Annotated in this window: 15 protein-coding genes and 2 pseudogenes; 1 reads left to right on the plus strand and 16 read right to left on the minus strand. The window is 68.8% G+C overall.

Going from position 1 to position 25,281, the window contains the following annotated elements:
- Positions 1-8 precede the first annotated feature (8 nt).
- The 9 genes and pseudogenes from ACCQ00_RS19895 to ACCQ00_RS19935 all read right to left on the minus strand — a co-directional run bounded on the left by ACCQ00_RS19895 (position 9) and on the right by ACCQ00_RS19935 (position 14,638).
- Positions 9-1,685, minus strand: a complete 1,677-nt coding sequence (locus ACCQ00_RS19895) for a ShlB/FhaC/HecB family hemolysin secretion/activation protein (RefSeq protein WP_372354149.1) — start codon at positions 1,683-1,685, stop codon at positions 9-11.
- On the minus strand, positions 1,682-2,140 hold the full coding sequence (locus ACCQ00_RS19900) for a hypothetical protein (protein ID WP_039569519.1): 459 nt from the start codon (positions 2,138-2,140) through the stop codon (positions 1,682-1,684). The genes ACCQ00_RS19895 and ACCQ00_RS19900 overlap by 4 nt, the downstream gene beginning before the upstream one ends.
- The gene (locus ACCQ00_RS19905; protein WP_039584058.1) at positions 2,137-5,832 is read right to left on the minus strand and encodes a bifunctional serine/threonine-protein kinase/formylglycine-generating enzyme family protein; all 3,696 of its coding nucleotides are present in this window, start codon (positions 5,830-5,832) and stop codon (positions 2,137-2,139) included. Before ACCQ00_RS19905 ends, ACCQ00_RS19900 begins: the two co-directional genes overlap by 4 nt.
- 4 nt (positions 5,833-5,836) lie before the next feature.
- A complete protein-coding gene (locus ACCQ00_RS19910) occupies positions 5,837-6,553 on the minus strand; it encodes a PP2C family protein-serine/threonine phosphatase (protein WP_039569523.1) in 717 nt (238 codons plus the stop codon).
- On the minus strand, positions 6,550-7,125 hold the full coding sequence (tagF, locus tag ACCQ00_RS19915; RefSeq protein WP_039569526.1) for a type VI secretion system-associated protein TagF: 576 nt from the start codon (positions 7,123-7,125) through the stop codon (positions 6,550-6,552). The genes ACCQ00_RS19910 and tagF overlap by 4 nt, the downstream gene beginning before the upstream one ends.
- Positions 7,122-10,653: pseudogene (tssM, locus tag ACCQ00_RS19920) on the minus strand (type VI secretion system membrane subunit TssM). The gene tagF and the pseudogene tssM overlap by 4 nt, the downstream one beginning before the upstream one ends.
- Positions 10,650-11,930, minus strand: coding sequence for a type IVB secretion system protein IcmH/DotU (gene icmH / locus ACCQ00_RS19925; protein ID WP_022560303.1), 1,281 nt, complete (start codon positions 11,928-11,930; stop codon positions 10,650-10,652). The pseudogene tssM and the gene icmH overlap by 4 nt, the downstream one beginning before the upstream one ends.
- Entirely contained in the window at positions 11,912-13,246 is a 1,335-nt protein-coding gene (gene tssK, locus ACCQ00_RS19930) for a type VI secretion system baseplate subunit TssK (RefSeq protein WP_039569528.1), read from the minus strand. Before tssK ends, icmH begins: the two co-directional genes overlap by 19 nt.
- A 501-nt stretch (positions 13,247-13,747) precedes the next feature.
- A complete protein-coding gene (locus ACCQ00_RS19935) occupies positions 13,748-14,638 on the minus strand; it encodes an aldo/keto reductase family oxidoreductase (RefSeq protein ID WP_039569531.1) in 891 nt (296 codons plus the stop codon).
- A gap of 246 nt (positions 14,639-14,884) precedes the next feature.
- On the opposite strand from ACCQ00_RS19935, the gene ACCQ00_RS19940 reads away from it, so the two are divergent.
- Entirely contained in the window at positions 14,885-15,766 is an 882-nt protein-coding gene (locus tag ACCQ00_RS19940) for a LysR family transcriptional regulator (protein WP_017156336.1), read from the plus strand.
- 58 nt (positions 15,767-15,824) lie between these two features.
- Here the strand turns inward: ACCQ00_RS19940 and tagH are convergent, their stop codons facing one another.
- The 7 genes and pseudogenes from tagH to ecfK form a co-directional block, all read right to left on the minus strand.
- Positions 15,825-17,153, minus strand: a complete 1,329-nt coding sequence (tagH, locus tag ACCQ00_RS19945) for a type VI secretion system-associated FHA domain protein TagH (protein WP_039569551.1) — start codon at positions 17,151-17,153, stop codon at positions 15,825-15,827.
- A gap of 319 nt (positions 17,154-17,472) precedes the next feature.
- Positions 17,473-18,021 (minus strand): DUF6931 family protein, encoded by a 549-nt coding sequence (locus tag ACCQ00_RS19950; protein WP_039569533.1) that lies wholly within the window; start codon positions 18,019-18,021, stop codon positions 17,473-17,475.
- Positions 18,018-19,985 (minus strand): type VI secretion system Vgr family protein, encoded by a 1,968-nt coding sequence (locus ACCQ00_RS19955; protein ID WP_039569534.1) that lies wholly within the window; start codon positions 19,983-19,985, stop codon positions 18,018-18,020. The genes ACCQ00_RS19950 and ACCQ00_RS19955 overlap by 4 nt, the downstream gene beginning before the upstream one ends.
- 147 nt (positions 19,986-20,132) lie before the next feature.
- Complete coding sequence (locus ACCQ00_RS19960; RefSeq protein WP_039584059.1) at positions 20,133-21,464, minus strand: tetratricopeptide repeat protein; 1,332 nt, start codon at positions 21,462-21,464, stop codon at positions 20,133-20,135.
- A gap of 234 nt (positions 21,465-21,698) precedes the next feature.
- Entirely contained in the window at positions 21,699-22,013 is a 315-nt protein-coding gene (locus ACCQ00_RS19965; RefSeq protein WP_007967108.1) for a PAAR domain-containing protein, read from the minus strand.
- A gap of 43 nt (positions 22,014-22,056) precedes the next feature.
- Positions 22,057-24,581 (minus strand): annotated as a pseudogene (locus tag ACCQ00_RS19970) (serine/threonine-protein kinase).
- A complete protein-coding gene (gene ecfK, locus ACCQ00_RS19975; RefSeq protein ID WP_007967112.1) occupies positions 24,560-25,099 on the minus strand; it encodes an ECF-type sigma factor EcfK in 540 nt (179 codons plus the stop codon). The pseudogene ACCQ00_RS19970 and the gene ecfK overlap by 22 nt, the downstream one beginning before the upstream one ends.
- Between the last annotated feature and the right edge of the window lie 182 nt (positions 25,100-25,281).

Below are 25,281 nucleotides of genomic sequence, written 5' to 3' on the forward strand. Positions count from 1 at the left end.
CAGATCCCTCAGAAAGTGAAGCCGAAACGCGTGTAGAGGCGGGCGTCGTCGCGTCCGTCGGAGGCAGCGCGCGCACCGGTCGGAAGCGCTGCGCTGATGCGCCATTCGAAATTGGCGTACTGCGGCAAGCGGAAGGTCAGGCCCACGCCGGCGGCATCGAAACTGGCCGGCGCCAGGCGGCCATTGGCGGCGAACACGCGGGCGTGGTCGGCAAAGACATCCAGCTCCAGCAGTTCGCGCCAGGGCCGGCCATTGAACGGCGATGCGGCATCGGCAAACCCGGGAGCATCGATGTGGTATTCGAGCGCGGTGTAGTACCCGCGGTCGCCCAAGGCATCGGAGACCGGATAGGCGCGCACGCTGTCCGGCCCACCAACAGCGAACTGCTCCATCGGGGTCAGCGTGTCGTCGCTGTATTGGCCGTTGAACTTGAAATACAGCCGTTGCGTGCGGGTGAGGTATTGCAGGCGCGTGTAGGCCAGCCGCGCGATGGTGAAATAGCTGTCGCGGCCGGGGCTGATCTGGTCCACTGGCACCGAGCGGTCGCGCAAGGATTGACGCACGCTGCCCTGCAGCAGATCCACACCGCGCCAGCGCAGGTCGGTGCGCCGCAACGACAGGCCCAGCTCGGCGACATCGAACTGCTGGTCGGACAACTGCATGCCCAGCGCGCTGAGCTTGGATTGCTCGCGCAGATAGCGCGCCGAGCCCTGCAGCTGCAGCGTTTCGGTGTTGATGAATTTCCAGTCGGCGCCGGTGTAGACGATGGAGGTCGGCCCCTTCAGGCCAAGTCGGGCGAATACGCCGTTGCGCACTTCCAGTTCGCTGCGGCTGGCGCCGATCACCGCGCTCAGGCCGGACACGCTGCCGATCGGCAGGCCATACGACAGCGCGCCGATCTGGCTCTGCCGCGGCGCCAGCGAATAGGCGTAGTTGGCAGCGAACACATCGCCCAGGCCGAGCGGGCTATTCCAGGTGATGCCGGCCTGGGCGCGATACCGGCCGGTCAGCTCGGTGCCGTAGTTGTTGCCGCCCAGGGTGATCACATACGGGCGGGCGGCCTCGCTGGCGACCAGCACCACGTCGGTCTCGCCGTCCTTCTGCCCCGGCTGCAGCACCGAGGACACCGACACGCCCGGCAGATCGCGCGCATACAACAGCGCGGTGTCCACGTCCTGCTTGCGCAGCGGACGGCCTTGCAGCTGGCGCAGCGGTGCCGACAAGGCGTTGCCGCGGTAGCGTGCGGCGCCCTGCACGCTGATCTGGCCGATGCGCCCTTCCAGCACGCGGATCTCGATCAGTTGGTCGGGCCCGGGCGTCTGCGCCGGCAGATAGGCGGTGCTGACGATGAAGCCGGCCTGCCGGTAGGCGCGGGTGACGGCATCGGCGACCGCCTGCAGTTGATCGAAGCGCAACGCCACCACCGGCTGGCCCTGGGCCAGCTCGGCAAAGGCAGCGTCGGCCACGGCCTGCATGCGGGCCGGGTCGATCCCGGCCTCCGGGTAGTGGCCCACATCGCGCACGCGAAAGCCGCGCACCTGCAGGGTGACCGCGTCGGTCCGGTCCTTCATGGCCGGCACCGCCGCGGCCGACTGCGCAGCAGCGGTGGCATCGGTCGGCGACTGCGCCCACGCAGGTGCGGCCAGCAGTAGGCACGCGGACACTGCCGCGGCCAGACACGTCATACGCATACGTCCATTTCCCCTGAGACCATCCGTTGTTGCGCATGGCCGACGTGTCCCGCTGCGCATGCAGGCGCCACGGCGGCGACTGCACGGCGATCGGCGTGTCTGACCTCGCCCCTTGCTGAACGCCAATCAAACCCCGACGTACATTCATCCAATGTTAGCAAGATTATTGCGATGAGCATCACGATTATGAAGACCGCTACCACCTGACTGCGCAGCTTGCGTGCGACCGGATGCCCTGACAGCGGGCCCGGCCGGGCAGCAGGCGAACTCGGCAAGGCATTGCGCAGGGTCACCCCCTGGCTCTGGCGGGCGGCGTCCAGTACGCGCCGACGGCGCGCGCGGTATTGCTCGCGGTCGAGTTGGCCCTGCTGATGCGCCAGCGCCAGCGCCTGCAGCTGCGCATTGGCCGGATGCGCCGTTGCAGCGGGCGACGGCGGGGCGGCGCTCATGGCAGCTCCCGCAGCACGCGCAGGCCCACGTCCGGCTGCGCCGAGCCGTTGTCGGCACGGCTGGCCTGCACCGTGCAATCGGACCAGTAGCTGGAAAAACTTCCGCCGCGCGCCTGCACGCCGGTTCCGGTCGATACCCATTCCCAGACATTGCCGGTGAGATTGATCAGGCCCCAGGGATTGGCATCGCGTCCGCGCGCCGACACCGGTGCGCGCGCGGCATCGCCGGCGCTGGCGTTGGGCGGCACGCAATTGCTGTCTTCGGCCTGCCGCCAGTTGCTGGCCGCCTGCGCGGCGTGCAGCCACTCGGCATCGCTGGGCAGGCGGTAACGCCAGCCGCCGCTGCCGATGGTGAGCCAGCGCAGATAGGCGCGCGCCAGGGTCAGGCTGATATTGCGTACGGGCGCGCGCGCCAGTTCCGGGGTGGCGGCGGCCTGGGCGGTACAGCGGCCAGTGGCCTGGCAGAACAGGTTGAAATCGGCCACCGCCACTTCGCCGCGCGACAAGGCGTACGGCTTGCCGCCGGCGATGGCCGGGATCACCACCAGCATCGGCCCGCGGGTCTGCCCGAGTGTGTCGAAGCACGCTGCAGCACGCCCGGCCAGGCCGGCACAGGGATCCGGGCCGGTGGGCAGCGGCGGCAGGCTGTCGGCATCGTCCACGTTGGCGGGCGCTGCCACCGCAGCGGCGGAGTTGCGCGCAGCGGTGGCGGCGGCAGCGGCGGGCTTGGCAGCGGATTTGCCGCGCGCCGGTCTTGCGCCGGCGGCAGGCGCAGCGTTCTCGGGGGCACTGCCCTGGGGCACGCTGTCGTCGGCCGGCGCATCGGCGGCGGGCGCGCGTTGCAGACGGGCCGACAACGCGCCTTCCGGCAATTGGCCGGCCGCCTTCATCTGCGCCTCCAGCTGCGCCAGCGCGGTGGCGTCGGTGCGATAGAGCGTCTGCAGGCGCGCGGCGAGTTGCTGGCGTTCGCTGGGCGCCAGCGTGCCCGCGCTCATCACGGCGGCAGCCACCGCATAACGGGTTTGCGCGCTGCGCAATTCGGCGCGCTGGCCGAGCGTCTGCACCGCTTGCGCCAGCAGGTCGGCCGCCTGCGTGTAACGCCCTTGTGCGAACGCATCGCCGGCGGTGTTGCGATACACCTGCGAGAGCAGTTGCGGGCCTTCGCTGCGCAACACCGGATGGCCCGGTTGCAGCGTGCGAATGCGCGCCAGTGCGTCGCCGGTCTTGCCCAAATCGTTGGCGGCGGCGGCGCGGTGTAGCGATTCGATCCGCGCGGCCAGTTCGGACTCGGCGCTTTCGCGTGCCAGCGCTTGTTCGAGCTGGTGCTCCAGCGTCTGCAGGCGCGTGCGCTGGGCCAGCAGGCTGGCCGATTGCGGGGCCAGGCCCAGGCCGAAATCCACCAGCGCCTGCGCGCCCGCCAGCTGTGCGGGGTCGCTTTGTGCGGCAACCGCCGTGCCGATGGCCTCGGCCAGCGCGCTGCCCTGGCTGCTGCGCTCGGCCGCCGGCAGTGCAGCCAGTTCGGCGTCGATGCGCGCGCGCCAGGCCGGATCGGTGCTGGGGTTGGCCAGATCGGCAGCCAGTGCCTTGCGCGCGCTGTCCGCATCGCGCAACGCGGCGGCCACCGGCGTGCGCTTGGCCTGCTGCTCGGCCACGCCGACCTCGGCACTGCGCAACTGCAGGCGCAACGAGTCCGGGAACGCGGCGCGCGCCTGTTCGACCTGCGTCCGCGCGGTGGTGAGCTGCCCCGCTGCGACTGCTTCGGCGATGGCGGCGTCCAGCCGTACCTCGAGCGCCGAATGGCGCAGCAGGCTGCTGCCCGGATCGATGCGGCGCACCTGGTCGAGCGTGGCCAGCGCGTTGTCGGGCTGGGTGCGGAACAACAGCCCGGCATCGAGCTGGCGATTGAGCGTGGTGTCGAGCGCGTTGAGGCGTTGGTTCTTTTCGCGCTCGATGGCCTGGCGACGCGCATCCAGCGAGGGCGAATACAGCCGCAGCCGGTCGCGCAAGGCGAACACCTGCAGCGCGCCGCGGTAATCGTCGCGGCCGTTGGCCGGATTCCACAGCGCGTCCAGCCGGCGCAGCAGGAAATCTTCGATGAGGTCGCTGCGGTCCATGAGCACGCGCCGGCGGTCGTCTGCGCTCAGGCTGGACAGCGCGTGCATGACCTGGGTTTCGTCGCGGTATTGCTGCCGGTCCTGCGCGCCGAAGCGTGCGATGACCTCGTCCAGATGGCGCTGATGCAGATAACGCGATGCGCCCCACCCGCCCACGCCGACCAACACCAGCGCGGTGGCGCCATAGCCGATCAGCGGCAGCGCACGCTCGCGCAACGGCACCTGGCGCAGGCCGTCGAGCAGTTGGTCCACACGCGTGAGCCGCTGCGCAGCCGGAAACGCCACGGCCGCGCACAGCGTGGCGTACTGGCGACGGGTCAGGCCCGGCACCGGCGGCGGGCGGCGGCCTTCGCGCAGGGCCACTTCGGCACTGAGTTTGTCGAATGGGTGCTTGCCGGTCAGCAATTCGAAACACACGCAGCCCAGCGCGTACAGATCGTCGGCCGGTGTGGGCGCCTGTCCACGGATCATTTCCAGGCTGGCATAGGCCGGCGTCAAGGCGCCCAGCGTGGCCGCATCGAACACGGTCTGTTCGCCGGCGACATCGGCAGCGTGTTTGCCGGCGCGCGCGATGCCGAAGTCGAACACCTTGGCCACGCCATCGCGGGTGACCATGACGTTGCCGGGCTTGAAATCCGAATGCACGATGCCGGCCGCGTGCGCGCGCATCAGCGCCCGGCCCATGCCGTCGATGAGCGGCCAGGCCTGCTTGAGCGGCATGCCGTGGCAGGCCTGCTCGCGGATCAGCGTTTTCAGGTCGCAACCGTCGATGTATTCCATGGTCATGAAGACCAGGGTGCGGTCCTTGTCGAAGTCGTACACGCGCACGATGTTGTCGTGGGCCAGTTTCTGCGAGCGGCGCGCTTCGCGCTGGAGGGCGACCAGTGCGTCGGGGTGGCGGCGGAATTCGTCGCTGAGCACCTTGACTGCCAGCCAGGGGTCGCGGTCGCGCGCTTCCACCTTGCGTTCGTCGCGCGCCAGATACACCACGCCCATGCCGCCGCGGCCGAGTTCGCGTTCGAGCTGGAAGCGGCCCTTGAGCAGGCTGCCGACACCGGCATGATCGCCGCCGGCGGCTTCGGCCAGGTGCTGCCAGCTCGACAGGCTGGCGGTACCGGCCGTGCCGGTGCCGGTGCCGGTGCCGGTCTGCGTGCCAAGGTTGGTGGGTGCGCCCAGCCCCAGGCTGGTGAGGCTGGGCGCCTCGCCGGGCAGGGGCTGGGCCGGTTGCACGCGGGTGATGTCGTCTTCGAGCATGCGCGCCGGGCCGGGCCGTGGCATCACCACCGTGGCATCGTCGTCGACCACGGTTGGCGTGGGTGTTGGCTGCTGCGTTGCCGATGGCGCAATCGCAGGCGCGCGATCGCGCAACGCATCCAGCCGGCTCACCAGCGTGGTCACGGTGGCATCGTCGAGCAGGTGCTGGCGTTGCAGCGTCCACAGCGTTTCCATGCCGGCGCGGTATTCGGCCTCCGGTACCGCGGCGCGCTTGCCCAGCGCGGCCAGGACGGCATCGAGGTCGAGCGCGCCGCGGCGCATGGCGGTGACCAGTTCGGTGACGGTGGCGGTGTCTTCGTGCATGCACTTACTCCTGCAGGCGAACGACGACGGCGGTGACGTTGTCGCGTGCCGCCCTCCCCATCGCCAATTCGAACAGACGCGCCAGCAGCGCGCGTGGATCGCCGAAGCGATGGCATTCGGCATCCAGCTCCGGGTCTGGAATTTCCTTGTTGATGCCGTCGCTGCACAGCAGAAACTGCGTGCCCGGCAGGCTCGGCGTCAGCACCCAATCGACGAACAGCGGCTCTTGCGCACCCACCGCGCGCGTAAGCACGCCGGCCGCCGCGGCGCTGGCGTGTGCGCTGCCGAACTGGGTGAGGTCATCGCGCACGCCGTGCACGTGGTCGCGGGTGAGCTGGCGCAGCGGGCCGCCCTGCTGGGCATAGATGCGGCTGTCGCCGACCCAACCGCACAGCATGAAATCCGGGTCGTGCACCAACACCACCACGGTGGTGGCGATCATGTCCACGCGGCGCTCGCGCGCCACCTGCAGCAGCTCGCGATTGATCTGCGCCAGGGTGTCGTCGATGGCATCCAGGAAATCGCACAGGTCGGCCGGGCGCACCAACGCGCTCAGTCGCTGCACCAGCAACTGGCTGGCGTAATCGCCGGCGCTGTGGCCACCCAGGCCATCGGCCACCACCCACAGGCCGGCGTCTTCGCGCAGCAGCAAGGCGTCTTCGTTGAGCCGGCGCACCTTGCCGGTTTCGGTGTGCCCGGCCGATTGGTAGGGCGCGTTCATCGGGTCACCTCGGTGATGTCCTGCTCGGCCAGCAACCACTCCAGATACATCCGGGCGGTGGGCAGCCCGTCGATCGAATGCGCGGCCGCGCCCAGCCGCCACCACAGCGATTGCCCGGGCGCCGGTGCATGCGTGCTGGAAGGCGCGCCCGGCACGCCGAGCGCGCACAGCGCGGCATCGAATCCGGCGGCATCGGTGCGCGCGCGCAAGCTGCGGCCCAGGCACGCAGCCACCGCGCCGAACCATGCCGCCGACGGCAGGCACATGTGCGGCAACGGCATCGCCACGGTCAGCGGAAAACAGCGCCCCACGCGGTCTTCGCCCGGGCCGAGCAGGCCGGCCCAGGCCTGCGTACCGCATACGCCCGGCCCCAACGCAAATGCGCGCAGGCCACTGCTGCGATACGCGCCGGGCCAGCGCTGCCCGAGTTGCTGGCGCACCGTGTCCAGGCAGTTGGCGAAATGCGTATCCCACGGCTGCACGAAGCTGGCCGGCAGGCGCCGCTGCACGAAGTCGCCCACGCCAGGCAACTTGCCGTGGAAGCCGGGTGGTTCGTTTGCCGGCATGCTCATCCGCCGCACGCGAACTGCTGGACGTCGCTGTCCAGGAACGGATGGCGCAGGTTGCCGGCGCGTAGCGGCACCTGCACGTCGTGGCCGCCAAGCGCGAAGCTGGCGACAAAGCGCAGATCCGACGGGTTTTCCAGGTGCCCGGCCTGCAGCGCGCGAAACAAGGCCCAGTCGCCCTGGTAGTCCAGCGTTCCCAGCGCCACGCCATCGGCGCCGAACGCGGCGATGGACACATGCCCCGGCACCGGGCCGGGCCAGATCATCGGCATGCTTTGCGCCGCGCCGGGCTGGTAGTCGTAGCGCTGGCCTTCGATATCCAGCGTCAGCCGGGTCACGCCTTCGCCCAACGTGGGCGCCAGCACGGTAAAGCCGATCTGCGGCGTGGGCCCGCCGCGAAAATATTTCTGCCGGATCCGTTGCGCCAGCTGCAGTTGCACCGGCAGACCGGGCGCGCCGATGACCGCGTCCGGGCCATCCTTCCAGCGCCATTGCGGGGACTGGGTATCCAGCAGCGGTTTGACGGTGCCGGTGTAGAGCGTCTCGAGGCGCCCGCCGTTGCCGAACAATTCGCCGAAATTCTGCAGCGGGATCTCCACCTGCGCCTGCGGATCGAACGGGTAGCGGCCGCGCACGAATTCCGTGCACACCTCGCCCACCGATTGCCTGACCTGCCCATCCAGCGCGGCGCGTGCGCCCTGGGTCATCAAGGTGGCGCTGCTGCCGGCCAGGCTCTGCAGCCAGTCGGTCACCGGCGGCGGCAGTTGCGCCATTTCCTGCCGGGCCAATGCCAGTTGCGCGTTTGCCGCCGCAGCATCGCCGCCGCCCTGGGAGATCACCAGCAATTGCTTGCCGAGCTGATCGAGCACGCTGAGCAGATGGTCCAGCGGCGTGCTGCCCGGGGCACCGGCGGCCAAGGCGTTGAGCGCCAGAAAATGCTCGCTGATCGCCGCACCCGCTGCCGGCGCCGCAGCTGCGCCACTCTCGGCCGGCGTGGCCAGCGCGGCGCTCATCGCCGCCCCGCCAGGAAGTTTGGCCGCGGCGGCATTCGCCTTGGCGCCCGCCGAGCTGGCGGCAGCCGCCAGCGCGCGTTGCGCGGGGTCTGCCGGCGGTGCACGTTCCATTGCCTGGGTATGCTCGCCCACCACGCCCAGCAGCAGCCGCAGTGGCGAACTGGGCCCGGCCAGCTTGGCGGCAGTGGCGCTGGCACCGGCCAGATCGGCCGAGGGACGCAGTTGCAGATCGGCCAGCAACGCATCCCAGAAACGGATGTAATCGGCCGTGTAGCGCTGCCCCACTTCGCGCACCAGCGTGGCTTTGGCGGATGCATCCAGCGCGGTACCGCCGAATACCCAATCGTCGCGCCCGAAGCGTTCCACCGCCTGGCCGATGCCCTCGCGTTGCAAGGCCGCGAACACCGGCTGGGTGTACAGCGCCGGCACCGGGGTGGACAACGCCGTGCCACTGCGGCGCACGAAGGTGTCGGCCAGCAGGCCCAGCGCCTTGTCCAGCCGCAACGGCGTGCCGTCCGGCGGGGTCAGCAGCAGGTTGCCGTAGATCAGTGTCGACAGATCGGCGGCGCGCAGGCTGGCACGCGCCTGGGCGATGCGTTGGTTGTCCAGCGACAGTGCACGCACGTGCGTGGGCGACTCCAGCACCGCCTGCAGATGCGCACCCAGCGCCTGCTGCAAGGCAGGCTCGCGGGGGAATAATTTTTCGGCTTCGATCGCCGCCAGCGCGCTGAGTTGCGCCGGGTCCAGATGCTGCGGCTGGCCCAGCATCAGATAGCCCTTGAGCGTGTAGTACAGCGCCTGCGGCGCCTGCGCGTTATCGACCAGACCGGTGCGCAGGCGCACCGCCAAGGCCGGCAACAAGGTGGCGTTGAGCTGACGCAGATAGCCGGCCTGCACTTGCTCGCCCAACGCCTGGCCCTGGAACAACCCCATGCGCAACGCCCACGGCGCGCCAGCGTGATACTGCTGCGCCACCTTCACCACCGCCTGCGTCGCATCCGCTTGCTGCAGGGTGCGCGCAACGTACTCGGGGCATGCGGGTGGCGGCATTGGGATCGGGCACGGCCGGCCGCGCGTCCAGTGCAGCACGCACCTGCTGCAGGTACGCACGGTTGCCCAGGTAGCTGAGCCCCAACCCGGCCAGCACGGCGCCGGTCAGCAACGCCACGCCCGCGTACGCGGCGGCCTGCAGCCACGCCCTGCGGCGCTGCTGGGCGGGCGGGGTATTGGCCAGGCCGGATTCGCGCAGCACCACCTCGCGCAGCAGCCGCTCGACGAAGAAGGTGCGGCGTTGCGCGCCCGGTGCCTGCACGCGTGCTTCTTCCAGGCCGAAGGTGCGCGCCACCGCGCCCATCATGCGGTCGATCGGGGTGCCGTCCTGCGTGCCGGAGGTGAAGTACACCCCGCGCAGCAGCGGTGCCGGGCCGTACGCATTGCCGGCGAAGGTGCCTTCGACACATTGCCGTGCACGCTCGCCAAGAGCGGCAACCTGCTGCGGAAACGACAGGATCGCCGCACGCCGCAGGCGGTCGCGTTCCAGGTTCAGGCGCTCGAACAGGCGCGCACTCAGCTGCTGCTGCAGCACGCCGAATTCGTCGGCGAACCTGCGCGCCGCGTGCCCGTCCAGGGTCTGCGCCAGCGTAAATGTCATGCCCCACACCTGGTTGCGCTGCGCCGGCGTGAGATCGTCGAAGAACTCGCCGAAGCCGCCGATCAGATCGCACTTGGTGAAGATCAGATACACCGGCACGCTGGCCTGCAATTGCTCGGCCAGTTCGTCCAGGCGGCGGCGGATCGCCTGCATATGCGTGTCGCGCTCGGCATCGTCGAGCAGCAACAGGTCCGACATGCTCATCGTCACCAGCACCCCGTTGAGCGGGCGACGCGGGCGATGGCGTCGCAGCAGGCGCAGGAAATCGCGCCACGCACCCGCGTCCACCGCCTGATCCGAATCCTGGGTGGTGTAGCGCCCGGCCGTATCCAGGAACACCGCTTCGTCGGTGAACCACCATTCGCAATCGCGGGTGCCGCCGACGCCGCGCAACGCCGCATCGCCCATGCGCGCGGCCAGTGGAAACTGCAGCCCCGAATACTGCAGCAAGGTGCTCTTGCCCGAACCGGGCGGGCCGATCAGCGCATACCACGGCAACGCGTACAGATCGGCGCCACCGCGCCGCTTGCGCAACAACTGGATCGCCTGCTGAAAGCGCGCCTGCAGCTGCGCGCGTTCCTGCCCGCTGCGCAGCTCGCGGTCGTCGTCGCGGCCGGGCGCCGCCAGTGCGCTGGACAAGGTCGCCGCACGCACCTGCCTGCGCCAGCGGCGCAGCGTCAGCACGCCCACCCACACCACCACCAGCAACACGATCGCCAGCAACCGCGCCGCCACGTTGCTCAGCGGGCTCCAGCCGGCCAGCGCCACATACGGCCCACCCACCCACAGCAGCACCGACAGCAGGCATAGCGCCAGCAGGCCGACCACCACCGTTGCGCTCAGCTTGGACAACAGCGTCTTCATCGTCATTCCCCAGGCTGGAACAGGATCTCCACGCGGCGGTTGCGCGCGCGGTTGGCCGGCAATTGCACCGGCTGTGCGATCGGTTGCGAATCGCCAGCGCCAATGGCTTCCACCCGCCCCGGCGTGCTCAGCTGCGCCTGCAACACCTGCGCAAGCGCCTGCGCACGCGCTGCCGACAAGGCGTAGTTGTCCTGGAAGCGCAGCGAACGCACCGGTACGTCATCGGTGTGCCCGACCACGATCACCCGCCCCGGCAATTGTTCGATGGCCGCAGCAATCTGCGCGATCACGCCGCGTTGCTGCGGCTCCACCTCCACGCCGCCGGAGGCGAACATCGCCGCGCTGCTCAGGCGCACCCGCGTCTGCCCGTCGGCCTGTTCGTCCACGCGCAACAGGCCGGCGCGTTCCTGCGCGGAGAGCAACTGCTTGAGTCGCACCGGCGGTGGCGGCACAGGCGCGGCGTCCGGCGGTGTGGCCGGCGCAAGTCCCCATTGCGCGGCTTGCGCACTGATCGGTGCGGACAGGCTGTTCAAGCGCGCCTGCAACCAGACGAACGCCACCACCAGCACGCTCAAGCCCAGCAACGCCGCCGCCCACACCGGCAGGTAGCGGCCCAGCCGGCGGCGGTCTTCCACCCCGCGCCAGCGCGGTGCCAGGCTCTCCGGTGCGGGGCCGCGTGCAGCGCGGATGCGGCGATAGACATCCTCCTGGATGGCCGCCAGCGTCGCGATGCCGCCGGCCTCGATCTGGTAACGGCCCACGAAGCCCAGCGCCAGGCACAGATACATCAGCTCGATCAAGTCCAGATGCCGCGGCACATCCGCGCACAAGCGCTCCAGGATCTGGAAGAACTTGGCACCGCCGTACGATTCGCTGTGGAAGGTCACCAGCAAGGTCTTCTGCGACCAGCCGCTGCGCTCGCCCCATGGTGCGTTGAGCACCGCTTCGTCCAGCAGCGCGCACAACACGTAGCGCGCGGCGGTGACCGCCTCCACCGGGGCGCCACCATCGCGCGCACGGTGTTCGAAGCGGCGCACCTGCGCCATCACCTGCTCGCGCAAACGCGCCACATCGGGCGATTGCGCGCTGTGGCGCAGTTGCACCGCCAACAGCAGCAACGGCGTGGCCGCTTGCACCAACGGGTTGACGCTGCGGCCCAGCAATTCGCTGATGTCGGTGTCTTCGCTGGGCACGCCGGTGCCCTCTGCGGCCGGCAGCGGTGCGGCGTAGGCAGGCGCCAGATCGGCAACAGGTCGGCGCATGCTCAGCTCCGGATCGCCCACAGTTGCAGGTCCAGCCCGGCGAATTCGCTGCCGAAGTGGAATGCGATACCGCCGGAGGTCTTCAGCGTTCGCCACAACGCTGCGCTCTTGTCGAACTCGAAATACAGATAGCCGGCGTGATACGGAATCTGTCGCGGCGCCACCGGCATGGGCGTGGCCACGATGCCGGGCAACTGCAGATTGACCAGGTCGCGAATCTGCTCCACCGGCCCGATCTTGGCGTGCGCGGGCAATTGCCGGCGCAACTCTTCGCTGGGCATGTCGGCCTTGGCCGCGAGCACGAACGCCGCGCTGTCGAGCAGGCCCGGGTCCGGCACCATCGCCACCCACACGCCGAACTTGCGCGCCTGGATCGGGAGCGGCGTGGCGGTCTGTTCGAGCACTGCGCTCAAACTGCTGCGCAAGGCGGCGATCACCGGCTCGAAGCTGTCCTGCTGCGATTCGTGCCGATACGCAGGCCATGCAGGCGGGCGTTTGCCGGCAGCGGTGAACGTGCTCAACTCACCGGCCAGCGCCACCAATGCACGGAATAGTTCTTCCGGATGCGCCAATGGCGCTGCAGCCCAATGCGCCATCTGCGGCTGCCAACGGTTGACCAGCTGCAACAGCAGAAAGTCCGCAATATCGGCAGCACCGCCGCGGTCGGTGAGCGTCACGCGCGACGCCAGCGCTTCGCCGCGCTGATGCAGCAGCCCAACCAACTCGGTCAAGAACATGGTCAAGCGCGGCGCGGCCTGGCACACCATCGCGCTGGGAATGAAATGCGGGTCCAGCACCACCTGACGGTCGGCGCGCGTCTCGATGATGCGCGCCACCGCGATGCGGTCCAGCCCCTCCAGCGATTGCGAGTGCGGCAGCAGCCGCGTGCTCAGCCCGCCGACTTCCATCAACACCGCTTCGCTGGTGCTACCGGAGGCATCGTTGCTTTCGGTCTCGCGCACGCGGTAGCGAAACAGCTGATCGGCCGGCGATTCCGGGCGCCCGAGTTCGGGCTGCGCCGGCACCCGCAGCGGCACGGTGAGATAGACGATCTGGTCGCGGCAGTTGGGCTCGACCTCCAGCGCAACCGGCAACGGGTCGTCGCCCGGCATTGCGAAGGGTGTGCCGTCGGCGAACACGCCACGCGCACGGCGCAGGCCCAGCTTGCCGACCGCCAGCAGATCGGTCTCCCACTCAAGCTCGCTCACGCCCCAGGCATGCGGCCGCAGCCGCGCGGCACGCAGGTCGACGTAGCGCTCCAGGTAGCGTTCCTGCTGCTGCAGATGCTGCGGGCGCAGAAACAGCCCTTCGCTCCACACGACCTTGTTGTTGTGCATGATCCGCTCGCTGAGAAAAGGTCGGCCACCGATGCAGCGCACAGGCGTCCACACCGCGTCGCGCGCGACCTGCCAGGCACGCCTGCAGGAACGCCTGCGCGCTGCGTTGTCGGGTGCATTGAGCTGTGTTGCACGCTGTACGCCCGGCGGTCATTGCCGACGCAAGCCCCGCACCGCCGATGCGTGTCGGTGGCGCAATTCTGCGGCGCAGCCAAGCTGCTCACCCGTCAAAACGTCTCAGGCGCCGTGCTTCGTCGGACAGTCGCCAACGCCCGTGCGGCTGCCGTCAGCCGATCACGGTGCGGTCCTTCGGCCAGGCGTTGGGGTGTGGAACGCGGGCGTGCGAGCAGGCCAGCGATATCGATGCTGCGGGCGCACCGTGGAGCGGACAACACGACCTCGCCAGTCGTCTGCTCGGCCTGGCTCGTGCGCAGGCACCCGCCTGGCGATTGCGTGGAGACGGGTGAGCCGATCTGCATCGGCGCGGTGTCGCCAAGCTGCCTACCGAGCGCCGCCGGCCTCGGCAGCGATGCCATCGAGCGTTGCGACCTGCGCGGCCGACAGGCTCAGCTCGGCGGATGCGAAGTTCTCGCGCAGGTGCGGCACCGACGATGTGCCAGCGATGACCAGGATGTTGGGCGAGCGCTGCAGCGACCATGCAAGTGCAACCTGCTTGGGCGTGGCGCCTACCTGCCTGGCAACGCCCGACAGCAGCTGCGACTGCACGGGCGAAAAGCCGCCGAGCGGAAAGAACGGAACATAGGCCACACCCTGTTGCGCGAGCATCTCGATCAAGGCGTCATCGTCGCGCTTGACCAGGTTGTACTGGTTTTGAACACAGACGATGTTGGCCAGTGTTTGCGCTTGTTCGAACTGGCGCGCCGTGACGTTGCTCAAGCCGATATGGCGTACGAGGCCCTCGCGTTGCAGCTCGGCCAGGCACGCGACCGGCTCGGCGACCGAACGCTCGTCGGTGTCCATTGCCGTGCCCAGTCTCAGGTTGACCACATCCAGTGTTTCCAGGCCAAGGCTCTGCAGGTTGTCATGCACCTGCCGCCTCAGGCTTGCAGGCGACACATCGATATTCCAGGAGGCATCGGGGCCGCGGCTGAAACCGATCTTGGTCACGATGACCAGATCGCTGCGATAGGGATGCAGTGCTTCTCGGATGAGTGCGTTGGACACACCAGGCCCGTAGAACTGCGCGGTGTCGATGTGGTTGGCGCCCAGGGCGATTGCTTCGCGCAGCACCGACAACGCCGAGGCCTTGTCGCGCGGCGGTCCCCAGACATGCGGCCCGGGCAACTGCATGGTTCCGTAGCCGATCCGCTTGATGCCAAGGGTGGTGCCGGGCAGGGTCAATGTGCCGCCCAAGGGCTTGCCGCTATTCATGGGGAATCCTGTTGGTATGGAGGCAGGTGGCGCGTCACCGCTGCGCGGTTGGGGCAAGACGGGAGTGCGACGGGATCTGTTGCGTGGCTCCAAGAAACAGGAAGCAACGCGGGAGGCGCGTGGGGCAACGACGTGGTCGCTGCCGCAGCGCAATGGAACTGTACGCAGGCACCCCCTGTGCGACAATCGGGTACAAAGCGGACAGGTCGTACGGATTGCCGAACAATGAGCGGTCACCTCGCAGACATGGAGGCCTTCGTCCGCGTGGCGCGCGCAGGAGGGTTTCGAGACGCCGCCAAGAGCGCGGGCGTGAGCGCCTCGACCTATAGCGATGCGATCAAGCGCATGGAGGCCTCGCTTGGCGTGCGCCTGTTCAACCGCACCACGCGCAGCGTCGTGCTGACCGATGCAGGCAAGGCGTTGTTGGCACGCATCGCGCCCGCCTTGCAGGAACTGGAGAACGCCCGGGAAGTGGTCAGCGCCTTTCGTGATACGCCGACCGGCACGCTGCGGCTGAACGTGCCGGTCAGTGCCGCGCGCCTGGTGCTGCCAAGGATTGTGCCGGCGTTTATGGCGGCGTACCCGGACATCACACTGGAGATCCTGACCGAAGAAAGTTTTGTCGACGTGATCGCCGCACGCTGCGATGCCGGCATCCGCTATGGCGAACGGCTGCAGCAGGACATGGTGGCCATCCCGATCGGCCCGCGCGTGCAGCGCATCGCCACGGCGGCCGCGCCGGGCTACCTGGACCGGCGCGGACGCCCCACCCACCCGCGGCAACTCGTTGCCCACGACTGCATCCGCGGCCGCTTCCCAAGCGGCGTCGTTGCAGAGTGGGAGTTCGAGCGCGACGGCGAAGTGGTCACCATCGTGCCGCAAGGGCAATTGCTGGTGGAGATCGGCGGCGGAATCGAGCTGGCGATCCAGGCGGCCATCGCCGGAAGCGGCATCCTGCATCTGTTCGAACAATGGCTGCAGCCGCAGTTCGACACAGGTGCGCTTGAACCCATCCTGCGCCCGTGGTGGCAGCCATTTCAGGGCCCGTACCTGTACTACCCCAATCGCACCCTCACACCGCCGGCGTTGCGCGCCTTCATCGAGTTCGTCAAGAACCTGCCTGACTGAGCGCGTCGGCAACGCTGCCGGCATGCAGTGCAGACGGCACGCGATTCGGCGAAGCGTGCTAGATTCCGCGCCCCGCGGGCGGCCGCCGTGCCGATTTCAAGCGCGCCAGTTGCGCTTCGTAGGCACGCGCGAACTCATCGCCGAACAGGCGACGGAAGCATTCGTCCGGGTCGCTGCGCAGCTGCTCGAAGTTGTCGCGATAGCGTTCCCAGTAACGCCCCTTGCCACCGAAACCCAGGCGCTTGCCGCCGGCGTCGGCTTCCTGCTCCAGGCGGTCCGGGCTGAAGTGGAACAGCATGGCGTCGAAAGCGGCGCGCATGCCGGCCAGCATCGCCATCTGATGGCAGCGGATATCGTCGAAGGCATCTTCGAATGCCGGCACCCCGGACAGAAACGACGCGCTTGGCGGCGCGAGCAGCTTCTGCAGCGCATCTTCGGCGGTGGCGGCGAACTTGAGCGGATTGTTTTCCGAGCGCTGGATCACCGTGACCGGCAGCCGGAAGGTGTTCTTGATCTCGGCGCGTGCACGCAGCACGTCCATGACGCCATCGACCACGATGGCGAAGATGCGATCCAGCTCCGGCGGCACGGTTGTTGCCGCCGACGCTGCGGCTGCAACCGGCACCGCCGCCGGCGGCGTGCATGGCGAGGCCACCGGCGCGGCCGTGGGCGATAACGCAGGCGATGGCGCGGACGGCGCAAAATCGCCAAGCGTCATGTCCCAGTTTTCCGGCAAGGTGGCGCGTGCATCGGCACTGGCCGGTGGACGGAAATGGTCGTGGCCGGCGTTGCTCTGATTCCACGCGCTGGGGCTGGCATCGCGCGCCGGCGCAGGCAATGGGTCGAGCAGGCGCAACGGATCCAGCTCGCGGGGCGCGCCGCTCAGCAGCAGATCGTCCAACGACCCGTCCACTGCATGCCGTGCCGCAGGCGGCGTGCCGAACTCCAGCAGGTCAAAGCCCGCCGTGACGGAGGGGGCACGCAGCGTCGACGGCGGCGGCGCCACCTGGGTGCGGTCGTCCATCGCATCTGGCAGCGGGTCGAACACTGGCGTCGAGGCTGTGGCCAGCGCCTGCACCTGTACCTGGATTTCGAAGCTGTCCAGCTGCAGGCGGTCACCATCGCTGAGCGCGGACGGGTCCGCACGCGTCAACGCAGTGCCGTTGAGCGACATGCCGTTGGTGCTGCGGTCTTCGATGAAATACATCCCGTTGAGGAAGCGCACCACTGCGTGCGTACGCGAAACGCCGGGCGCGGCCAGGACCCAATCGCTTTCGTCGGAGCGGCCGATGCTGCCGCCGGTGCCGGCAAAGCGCTTCTGCGCGCTGGCGCCGAACTGCGCGGCCTGCGCGCCGCTGACGGTGAGGATCAACTGCGAACTGGACACGCCATGGACTCCTGCAAACGGTGATCGGTAGGTGCGACTGGCATTCGTGCATGTCGGCAGAAAACGCTGCATCTAGCGTTGCCGGTGGAGTGCATGCAGCAGACGGACATCGCCTGCGCTGGAGCACATTCGCAAGTGCTGATCGCCGTGCGCGCCCGCGCTGTCGGTTCGGCACCGAGGCTTCTTCTGGTGCGGCAGCCTGGCGTGGGCGCCGCATCCAACCATGCTTTGGAACACCAGCTGGGTCTCGCGCAGTTGGCGCCGATGCCGCGCCCACGATGTACCGCGCGCGGATCGCTACTTCGGCGATCAGGCGGCTTCATGGCGCCCCCACACTGGTCAGCAACTCCATCGCATGCGCTGCATAGTCGCTGCGCCGCGCCTCCAGCTGCGCCGGTTCGCGCGCGGCCAGCAAGGTGATGGCAGCGGCCACCGCGCGCGCCGTAAGGTGGTCGGCCGGCGGCACGGGGGTGGCCTGGTGCGGCGGCGCCAGGCTGCCGCCGGACCAGGCCACTGCCGCCGCCAGCCACGCACCCAGGGAGACATAGCCGCCGGTATGCGCAAATGCCTGCGCGGCGCGGCGATGCGCCTCGCTGGGCTCGCGCACCCACTTCTCGGCCAGTGCCGCGCCGGCACGGTCTTCCTCGTCCAGGCTTTCGCCGCGCACGCATTGGCACAGCCAGGCCACCGCGTAGCGCTTGGGCAGCAGGCGCGCGAGCAGCTTGATGGCATCTTCGCCATGACCGCTGGCCAGCAGCGCGCTGACCGCCGCCTGCGGCGCGATCGGCGTACGCAGCTGCGCGCAGGCAGGCGCAGACAACTGCATCTGCGCACAGGCCTGCGCCAGCGAGAGCGTGGGCGCGCTCATCCGATCATGATCAGGCCGCCGCCGACCTGCACCAAGGCGTCGGCCTTGATGCTGACCAACGGGCCCTTGAGCGTGGCCGAGGCACCGGCTTCGGCACTGAGCATGCCGCCGGAGGTCAGTTTGAGCGTGGCATCGCCAGCCACCTCGGTGGCCGGCGACTTGGCCTGCAGCTGTGCATTGGCCAGCAGTTTGATAGCGGTGGAGGTGACCTTGGCTTCCGAGCTGGCATCGATCAGGATCTTGATGCCGCTCAACACGATCTCGCCGTTCTGTTTCATCACCAGCCGCGCGTTGCCGGTCACCAATTCGATTTCTTCGCCGGCTTTCAGCAGCAGCTTCTTGCCCACATCCACGCTGTCGTTGTTGTCGATGCGCGCACTGCGGTCGTGCTTGACCGTCAGCACCCGATCGTTGTCGATGGTGCTGGTGTGGTCGTGCTGCACCTCTTCGCGCAGATCGCGCTGCGCACGCAGGTAGAGCTCTTCCGCGCCGGCCTTGTCTTCGAAACGCAGCTCGTTGAAATCGGCGGTGCCGCCCAGCAGGCTGCGGCTGCGCACGCCGCTTTGGGTCTTGTTGTCGGGCAGGGAAAACGGCGGGGCATGGTCGCCGTTGTAGACGCTGCCCACGATCAACGGGCGGTCCGGGTCGCCCTCCAGAAAGCTCACCACCACTTCCTGCCCCACGCGCGGCAGGCTCATTGCGCCCCAGCCCTTGCCGGCCCACATCGAGGCCACGCGCACCCAGCACGATGGCGCGGCATGCGGGCGTGCCGCAGTGGCCCAGTGGAAGGTCACCTGCACGCGGCCATGCGCATCCACCACAATGTCCTCGTCGGCGTCGCCGGTCACCACCGCCGTCTGCAGGCCGGCAATGGTCGGCGTTGCGGTGCGTTGCGGGCTACGGTACGGCAGCCGGCTTTCCATCACCTGCACGCTGCTGGAAAACGGCGGCTCGCCGCCGCCGTGTTCGGGCGCAGCCAGCGTGGTGTGCGCCGACAGCACCAGATATTCCTGGTTGACTTCAGCACGCGGAAACCCGCGCAAGCGAAACAACGCACCGACCATCAGGCCGCAGGCATTGGTGGTGGCTGCATGGCTGGCGCGCTGCACGTTCTGTGCCTCGGTGCGCACCTGCACGTAGCGGCTACCGTCGGCCTGCACGGCGTGCGTACCTGGGTAGTCGAAGGCGATCAGCCCGTCGACGGTGTGCAACTGTTCGCCGCTGGCATCGGCCTCGGCGGCCAGCGATGCCCGCGGCTGCAACGGGTCGTAGTCGGTGCTGCCATGCTGGCTGGAATGTACGCCGCGCGCACTGCGCCAATGGCTCACCACCGAGCGCATCACGCGCCGGTCGTCGGTTCCCGGCGGCACGTAAGGCAAGCTGTCCACGCCGTTTTTCGCTGCATGCGCACCCAGCGCATCGGCCAGCACCAACGTATGCGCACTGCGGGTATGGGTGAAGCTGTAATAGATGCCTTCGAGTTCCAGCAGCCGGCTGATGAAGCTGAAATCGTCCTCGCGGTATTGCACGCAGTAGGTGCGCTTGGCGTATTGCGCGCTCAGCTGCTGCTGCACATCGCCGTAGCCGATGTCGCCCAGTACGCTGGTGACGATCTCCGGCACGCTCATGTCCTGATAGATGCGGCAATCGCGGCGTTGGGTCAGCAGCCAGGGCCTGGGCACCACCTGCAATTCCAGCACGGCGTAATCGAGCGCATCGACCACGGTGTAGCCGTTGTGCGCGCAACTGGCCACCATGCCGTGATACCAGCGCTGTTCGCCCTCGCCATCGGCCAGTTGCACCGCCACTGGCGTGCCAAGCAGATCACGCAGGTTGGGCTGCAGCACGGTGCACAACGCATCGATGCGGTAGTCGAACAGCTGCCCCAACGCTTCGCTGGCCTGCATGCGGTGCAGCAGCAGGCGCTCGCCAAGGTCGGAGTGCAGCGTGATGGTGCGCGGCATCGAAGCATCCACAGGTGATGGGGCAACGCACGTTGCGCTGACCGACGGCGCTGCGTTGCGCCCGCGTGCAACGGCAGGCGGCGAAAGGCACGGCAACCGTCAGGCGCATGCTCACATGCGTGCGTGCGGCAAAGCCGACATTTCGTCTCAGCCCGGCCCAGGCGTGCGCGCGGTCACGACCCAGCCGTGCACGGGCTGGCCGCGTTCGCTGCGCAGCACGTCCAATTCCAACGCGATCGGCTGCAAACCGGCGCTATGCAACGCGGCGCGCACGTGCGCCTGGCTATGCCGATAGCGCCCGCTGGCATCGAGTTCGACCCGGTCGTCCTGCGCGTCCAGCGCTTCGACCGTGAAACCCAGCACGCCCCCTGGCGTGAGCGCGCCGGCAGCGGCAGCGAGCACCGGCTGCAGCGCGCCGAAGTACACCAATGTGTCGGCCGAACCGATCACGTCCCATTGCGCGTGCTGCGCGTGCAGGTATGCGGTGAGTTCGGCCACCTCCAGCCGATCGTAGCCACCGCGTTGGCGTGCCTTGGCGACCATGCCAGGCGACAGGTCCACGCCCGCCAGTTGCCGTGCATACGGGCGCCACAGCGGCGCACACAGCCCGGTGCCGCAGCCGGCATCGAGCATGCGCAAGCCTGCATGCGGTGGCGCAAGGCAGGCCGCCAATGCCTCGGTCAGCCGTTGCGGCGCGCGGTACTCCAGGTGATGCAGCAACTGTTCGTCGAAGCTGTCGGCAAAGCCATCGAACAGTTCACGCACATAGGTATCGCCGGCACGCGGCGGCGGTTCGGCGCCACCACAGGCGGCCAGCATATGCGTCGCCACCGCGTTGCCCGGCGCAAGCGCGAGCCAGTCGCGATACACCGCTTGCGCCTGCGCATGCTCGCCCAACAGGTAGAGCCCGGTGCCCAGCGCCTCGCGGGCGTGCAGGTTGTCCGGTGCCAGTGTGCAGGCCTGCTGCAGGCACTGCACCGATTGCTGCAGATGCTCGGCGTCCTGCGCGTGATTGCGCAGGAACAGGCCGAGCAGGTAATGCGCATGCGCGGACTGCGGATAGGTGTGCAACAACGCCGCATAGGTGACGAAGGCTTCTTCGCCGCGCCGCTGCGCTTCCAGCACCGCTGCCAGATTCGCCAGTGCATCGGCATGCGCAGGCGCCAGCGCCAGTGCGCGGCGATAGCAGTGTTCGGCATCGCGCAGGCGGCCGCATTCGCGATGCACGTTGCCCAGGTTATTGCAGGCATCCGGTTGCGCGGGCGCCAGCGTCAACGCCCGGGTGATGGAGGCCACTGCTGCGGCGCTGTTGCCGCGCTGATGCAGCAGGATGCCCTGGTAATGCAGCGCGTCGGCATGTCCGGGCTGATCGTCCAGCAGCTGCGTATACAGCTGCGCGGCATGTTCGAGCTGGCCACGACGGTGCGCGGCGATCGCCTGCTGCAGTGCCTCGGGGTGTGACTGGGTCGCAGTTTGCATGAGCTTCTCCAAAGACACGGCAACCGGTGGTGCGGGTACGAACCTGAGCGCGGAGCGGCACGGCACGGCATTACGCCTGCCACGAGCAGCCGACACCACGACCGTGGTGCTGACGCGCCGGGGCAGCCACCGCCTGGAATCGCTGCGGGCGCTGGCAGGCTTGAGTAACTGCGCATGGGCGCGATCGGCGGACAACTGGCGGCAGCCTGCCACCGCCCCGCCCCACCGCAGCACTCATCCGATCAGCACGGTGAAGCAGCCCAGGGTGATCACCCCGCCATGCGCGGTACTGTCGCCCAGCCGCGCAGCAGGCTGGCCTGCGATCAACACGGTCGGTGCGCCCGCCACGATGCTGTCCGGCGGGCCGACGCATACCGCCATGTCGCCCAGCCGCGCCGCCGGCAGGCCGCCGATCAATACCGTCGGCGCGCCGGGGCTGACGATCGGCCCGCCCACATGCGGCACCACCCCGGTCACCATGGGGCAGACATGCAAATCGGTCAGGCGCGCGGCAGGTTGCATCGGCACGCTTGGGTAGTGGCCATGCACGGCACTATCCCGCCAGGCCGCGCCGGTCACCCGACAATTCGTCTCAGCGCTGCGCCACCGAGGTCGTGGTCTCTGCCTCACGGGTGTCGGGCGACGGTTTCGCCAACGCCAACGCCAGGGTCTGGCGCGCGGCACGCAGTGGCGCGTCTGCATTGCCGAAAATGCCGGCAAGAATCTGCAAGGCCTGCTGCGCGTGGTCGCGCGCGGCCACGGTCTGGCCCAGCCTGCGCTCGGCTTCGGACATGCCGCGCAGGATCTCGGCCGTTTGCGGATGCGCGCGCCCCAGCACACGCTCCGATGCGGTGAGCGCGGCGCGCTGTTCGGCCAGCGATGCTTCCACCTGGCCGTCGTCCAGCAGCCAGAACGCATGGTTGCTGCGATAGGCGATGGTGGCCGGTGCATCGTTGCCGAAGGCCGCCCGCGCGCGCTCCAGCGCCCTGCGGTAGTACGGCCCGGCTTCGGCCACCTTGCCCTGCTGCCGCAATGCGCCGGCCAGGTTGCCTTCGATCATCAAGGTGTCGGCGGCGCTCTCGCCATACAACCTGCGTGTGACCCGCAGCAGCGGGACGAGTTCGGCTTCGGCACCGGCAAAGTCGCGCTGCATCAGCAGGAACACTGCCAGGCTGTTGCGCATCGACACCACCAGTGGATGCTCGGGCCCGCGCATGGCCATGCGCTCGCGCAACAGGCTGCGCTGCAAGGCGATCGCCGGCACCAGCTGGCCGTTATCGGCCAGCATGGCGGCGTAGCTGTTGCCGGCGTCGATCCGCTGGTCCGCGCTGCTGGAGGCATTGGCCAGCGCAGCGACATAGGCATGCCGGCTCTGTGCCAACGCATCGCGCATGCGGCCCTGTTCGCGCAGGGCCCATGCCAACCACGCACGCAGCTCGTTGCCCATGGCCTGTTGTTGCGCATCGCCATGTGCTGCCTGTGCAATGCCCTGGCGCAAGACGCGCTCGGCGTCGCCGGGTTTGCCGTCACCGGTGAGCGCCTGTCCCAGCATGGAAGCGGCCTTCAACGCCGGCAGGCTGCCCGCGCCGGCGGTCTGCTGCGCCAGGGTCTGTGCGATGCGCAGATGCTCTACGGCCTGCGGGAAATTAGCCAGCGCAATGAGCGTGCGGCCCAGCGTCAGTTCCACCTGGGTGCGCGCATCGGGCTGGTCGGCCAGCTCGCGCGCCGCACGCTGCGAGGCCTGCTGCATCACGCGCAGCATCAGGGTCTTGTCCAGGTCGCGCGCCACCCCGGGGCCCACGCTGGACAACACCGAACTCATGAAATCGCCGGTGACCTGCGCGCGTTGCGCATCGCGCGCGGCCTGCTGCAGCGACCACAGCGTGGCACCCAGGCCGGCGACCACGGCGATCGCAGCCAGGCCGGCGGCGACGACGCCGCTGCGATGACGCTGGGTGAACTTGCGCAGCCGCAGCCAGCGGCTCGCCTGCAGGGCGCGCGGCGGGTAACCGTCCAGCCAGCGATGCAGATCGTCCAGGAGCGCAGATACCGATGCGTAGCGCGCACCCGGTTGCGGTTCCAGGGCGCGCAGCACGATCGCATCCAGCCCGTCGCGCAGTTGCTCGTGTAATTTTTGGTAGGTGGTCGCGCGCGCCGCGCAGATGCGCGCACGCGCATCGGCCGGCACTGCTGCCACCCGCTGCGACGGCGGCTGCGGCACCCCGTCGCGTCCGGCCACTGGCGCCAGCCCGCAACTCAATTCGTAGAACATCGCTCCCAGCGCATAGATATCGCTGCGTGCGTCCACATCCTGCGCGCCGCGTGCCTGCTCCGGGCTCATGTAGCCCGGCGTGCCGCGATCATGCGCGTAGGTCATGGCCGGGTTGGTCGCATCGACGGCGATGCCGAAGTCGATCACCCCTGGCATCGGCCGCCCGTCGATCTCGCTGACCAGCACGTTGCTGGGTTTGAGGTCGCGGTGGATCACGCCCTTCTGATGCGCGTGCTGGACTGCCTCGCTGACACGCAGCATCAGCAATACGCGCGCATGCAGCGACAGGCGGTGTTCGTCGCACCACCAGGTGATCGGCTCGCCGCGCAGGTATTCCATCACCAGGTACGGCTGGCCGTGGGCATCGGTGCCCACGTCGTGTATCTGCGCGATCGCCGGGTGCACCATCTGCGCCAGCAGCCGGCACTCGAATTCGAACAGTGCACGGCCCTGCGCATCCAGCGCATCGGCAGCCACCAGCTTGATCGCCACCTCGCGCTCGTACGCGCCATCGGCACGGTGGCCCATATACACCTGGCCCAGCCGCCAGCGCCGATCAGGCGGTCGATCGCCCACGCACCGAAGCGTGTGCCGGCCGGCAGTTCCGGTAATGGCGCACGCAATGCGGCGGCGGCCTGTTTCAATGGCGCCCGCACGCGCAAGGTGGCCTGCGATTCCACCGCCAGCATCGCCAGCAGTTCGTCACGCACGCTGGCGTCGTCGCCGGCCTGCGCGCGCGCAAATGCCTCGCGCTCAGCCGCAGGCAGCTGGCAGGCCCGGTGAAACAAGGCTTCCAGGCGTTGCCACGCGGTGGCCGCCAGGCTCACAGCTGCGCCGCCAGCCACACCCTGGCAAAACGCAGATCGCGCTCCAGCGTCGGCACCGACACCTCCAGCTGTTCGGCGGCCTCGGCCACGCTGAAACCCACCAGCTCGGTCAACGCGAATGCCTTGGCTTTGCGCTCGTCCACCTGGGCCAGCTTGTCGAAGGCATCGGCCACCAGCATCAATGCCTCCGGCCGTGCGGCGCCGTCGGACAGGCTGATGGTCAGCGTCACCGCCTGCCCCAACCGCTTGGCGCTGGCCTGCTGGCGCGCCAGATCCACCAACAGGTGGCGCATCTGCAGCGCAGCCACCGAATAGAAATGCGCCCGCGAACGAAAACCCTGCTGGCCCTGTTCCAGCCGCATCCACGCCTCGTGCACCAGCTCGGTCGCCTGCAGGCCGGCGCGCCCGTCGCGACGCAGTTCGCGCATGGCGGTGGCGCGCAGCACGTCATAGACCTGGCGCGCCAATGCGTCGCCCGCGCCGGGTTCGTCGCGCTGCCAGGCCTGTAACAATTCGGTGATCGGCAGCTCGGACATCCAAGCCCATCTCGCCTGCGTGGACACGCAGTATCCCGCATTGGCGCCAACGCGGAACGCGTAGCCGGTAACCGATTGGATTCCCGATCGCCGCGCCCCCGACAGCGCGGAGGCGCCCAGGCAGGCGACGAGGTGTCGCTGGCAGCCGGGTCCGCCGCAGGCACGCCCAGCCTGCCCCCCGG

Source organism: Xanthomonas sp. NCPPB 3761, assembly GCF_041475705.2.
Lineage (GTDB): Bacteria > Pseudomonadota > Gammaproteobacteria > Xanthomonadales > Xanthomonadaceae > Xanthomonas > Xanthomonas phaseoli.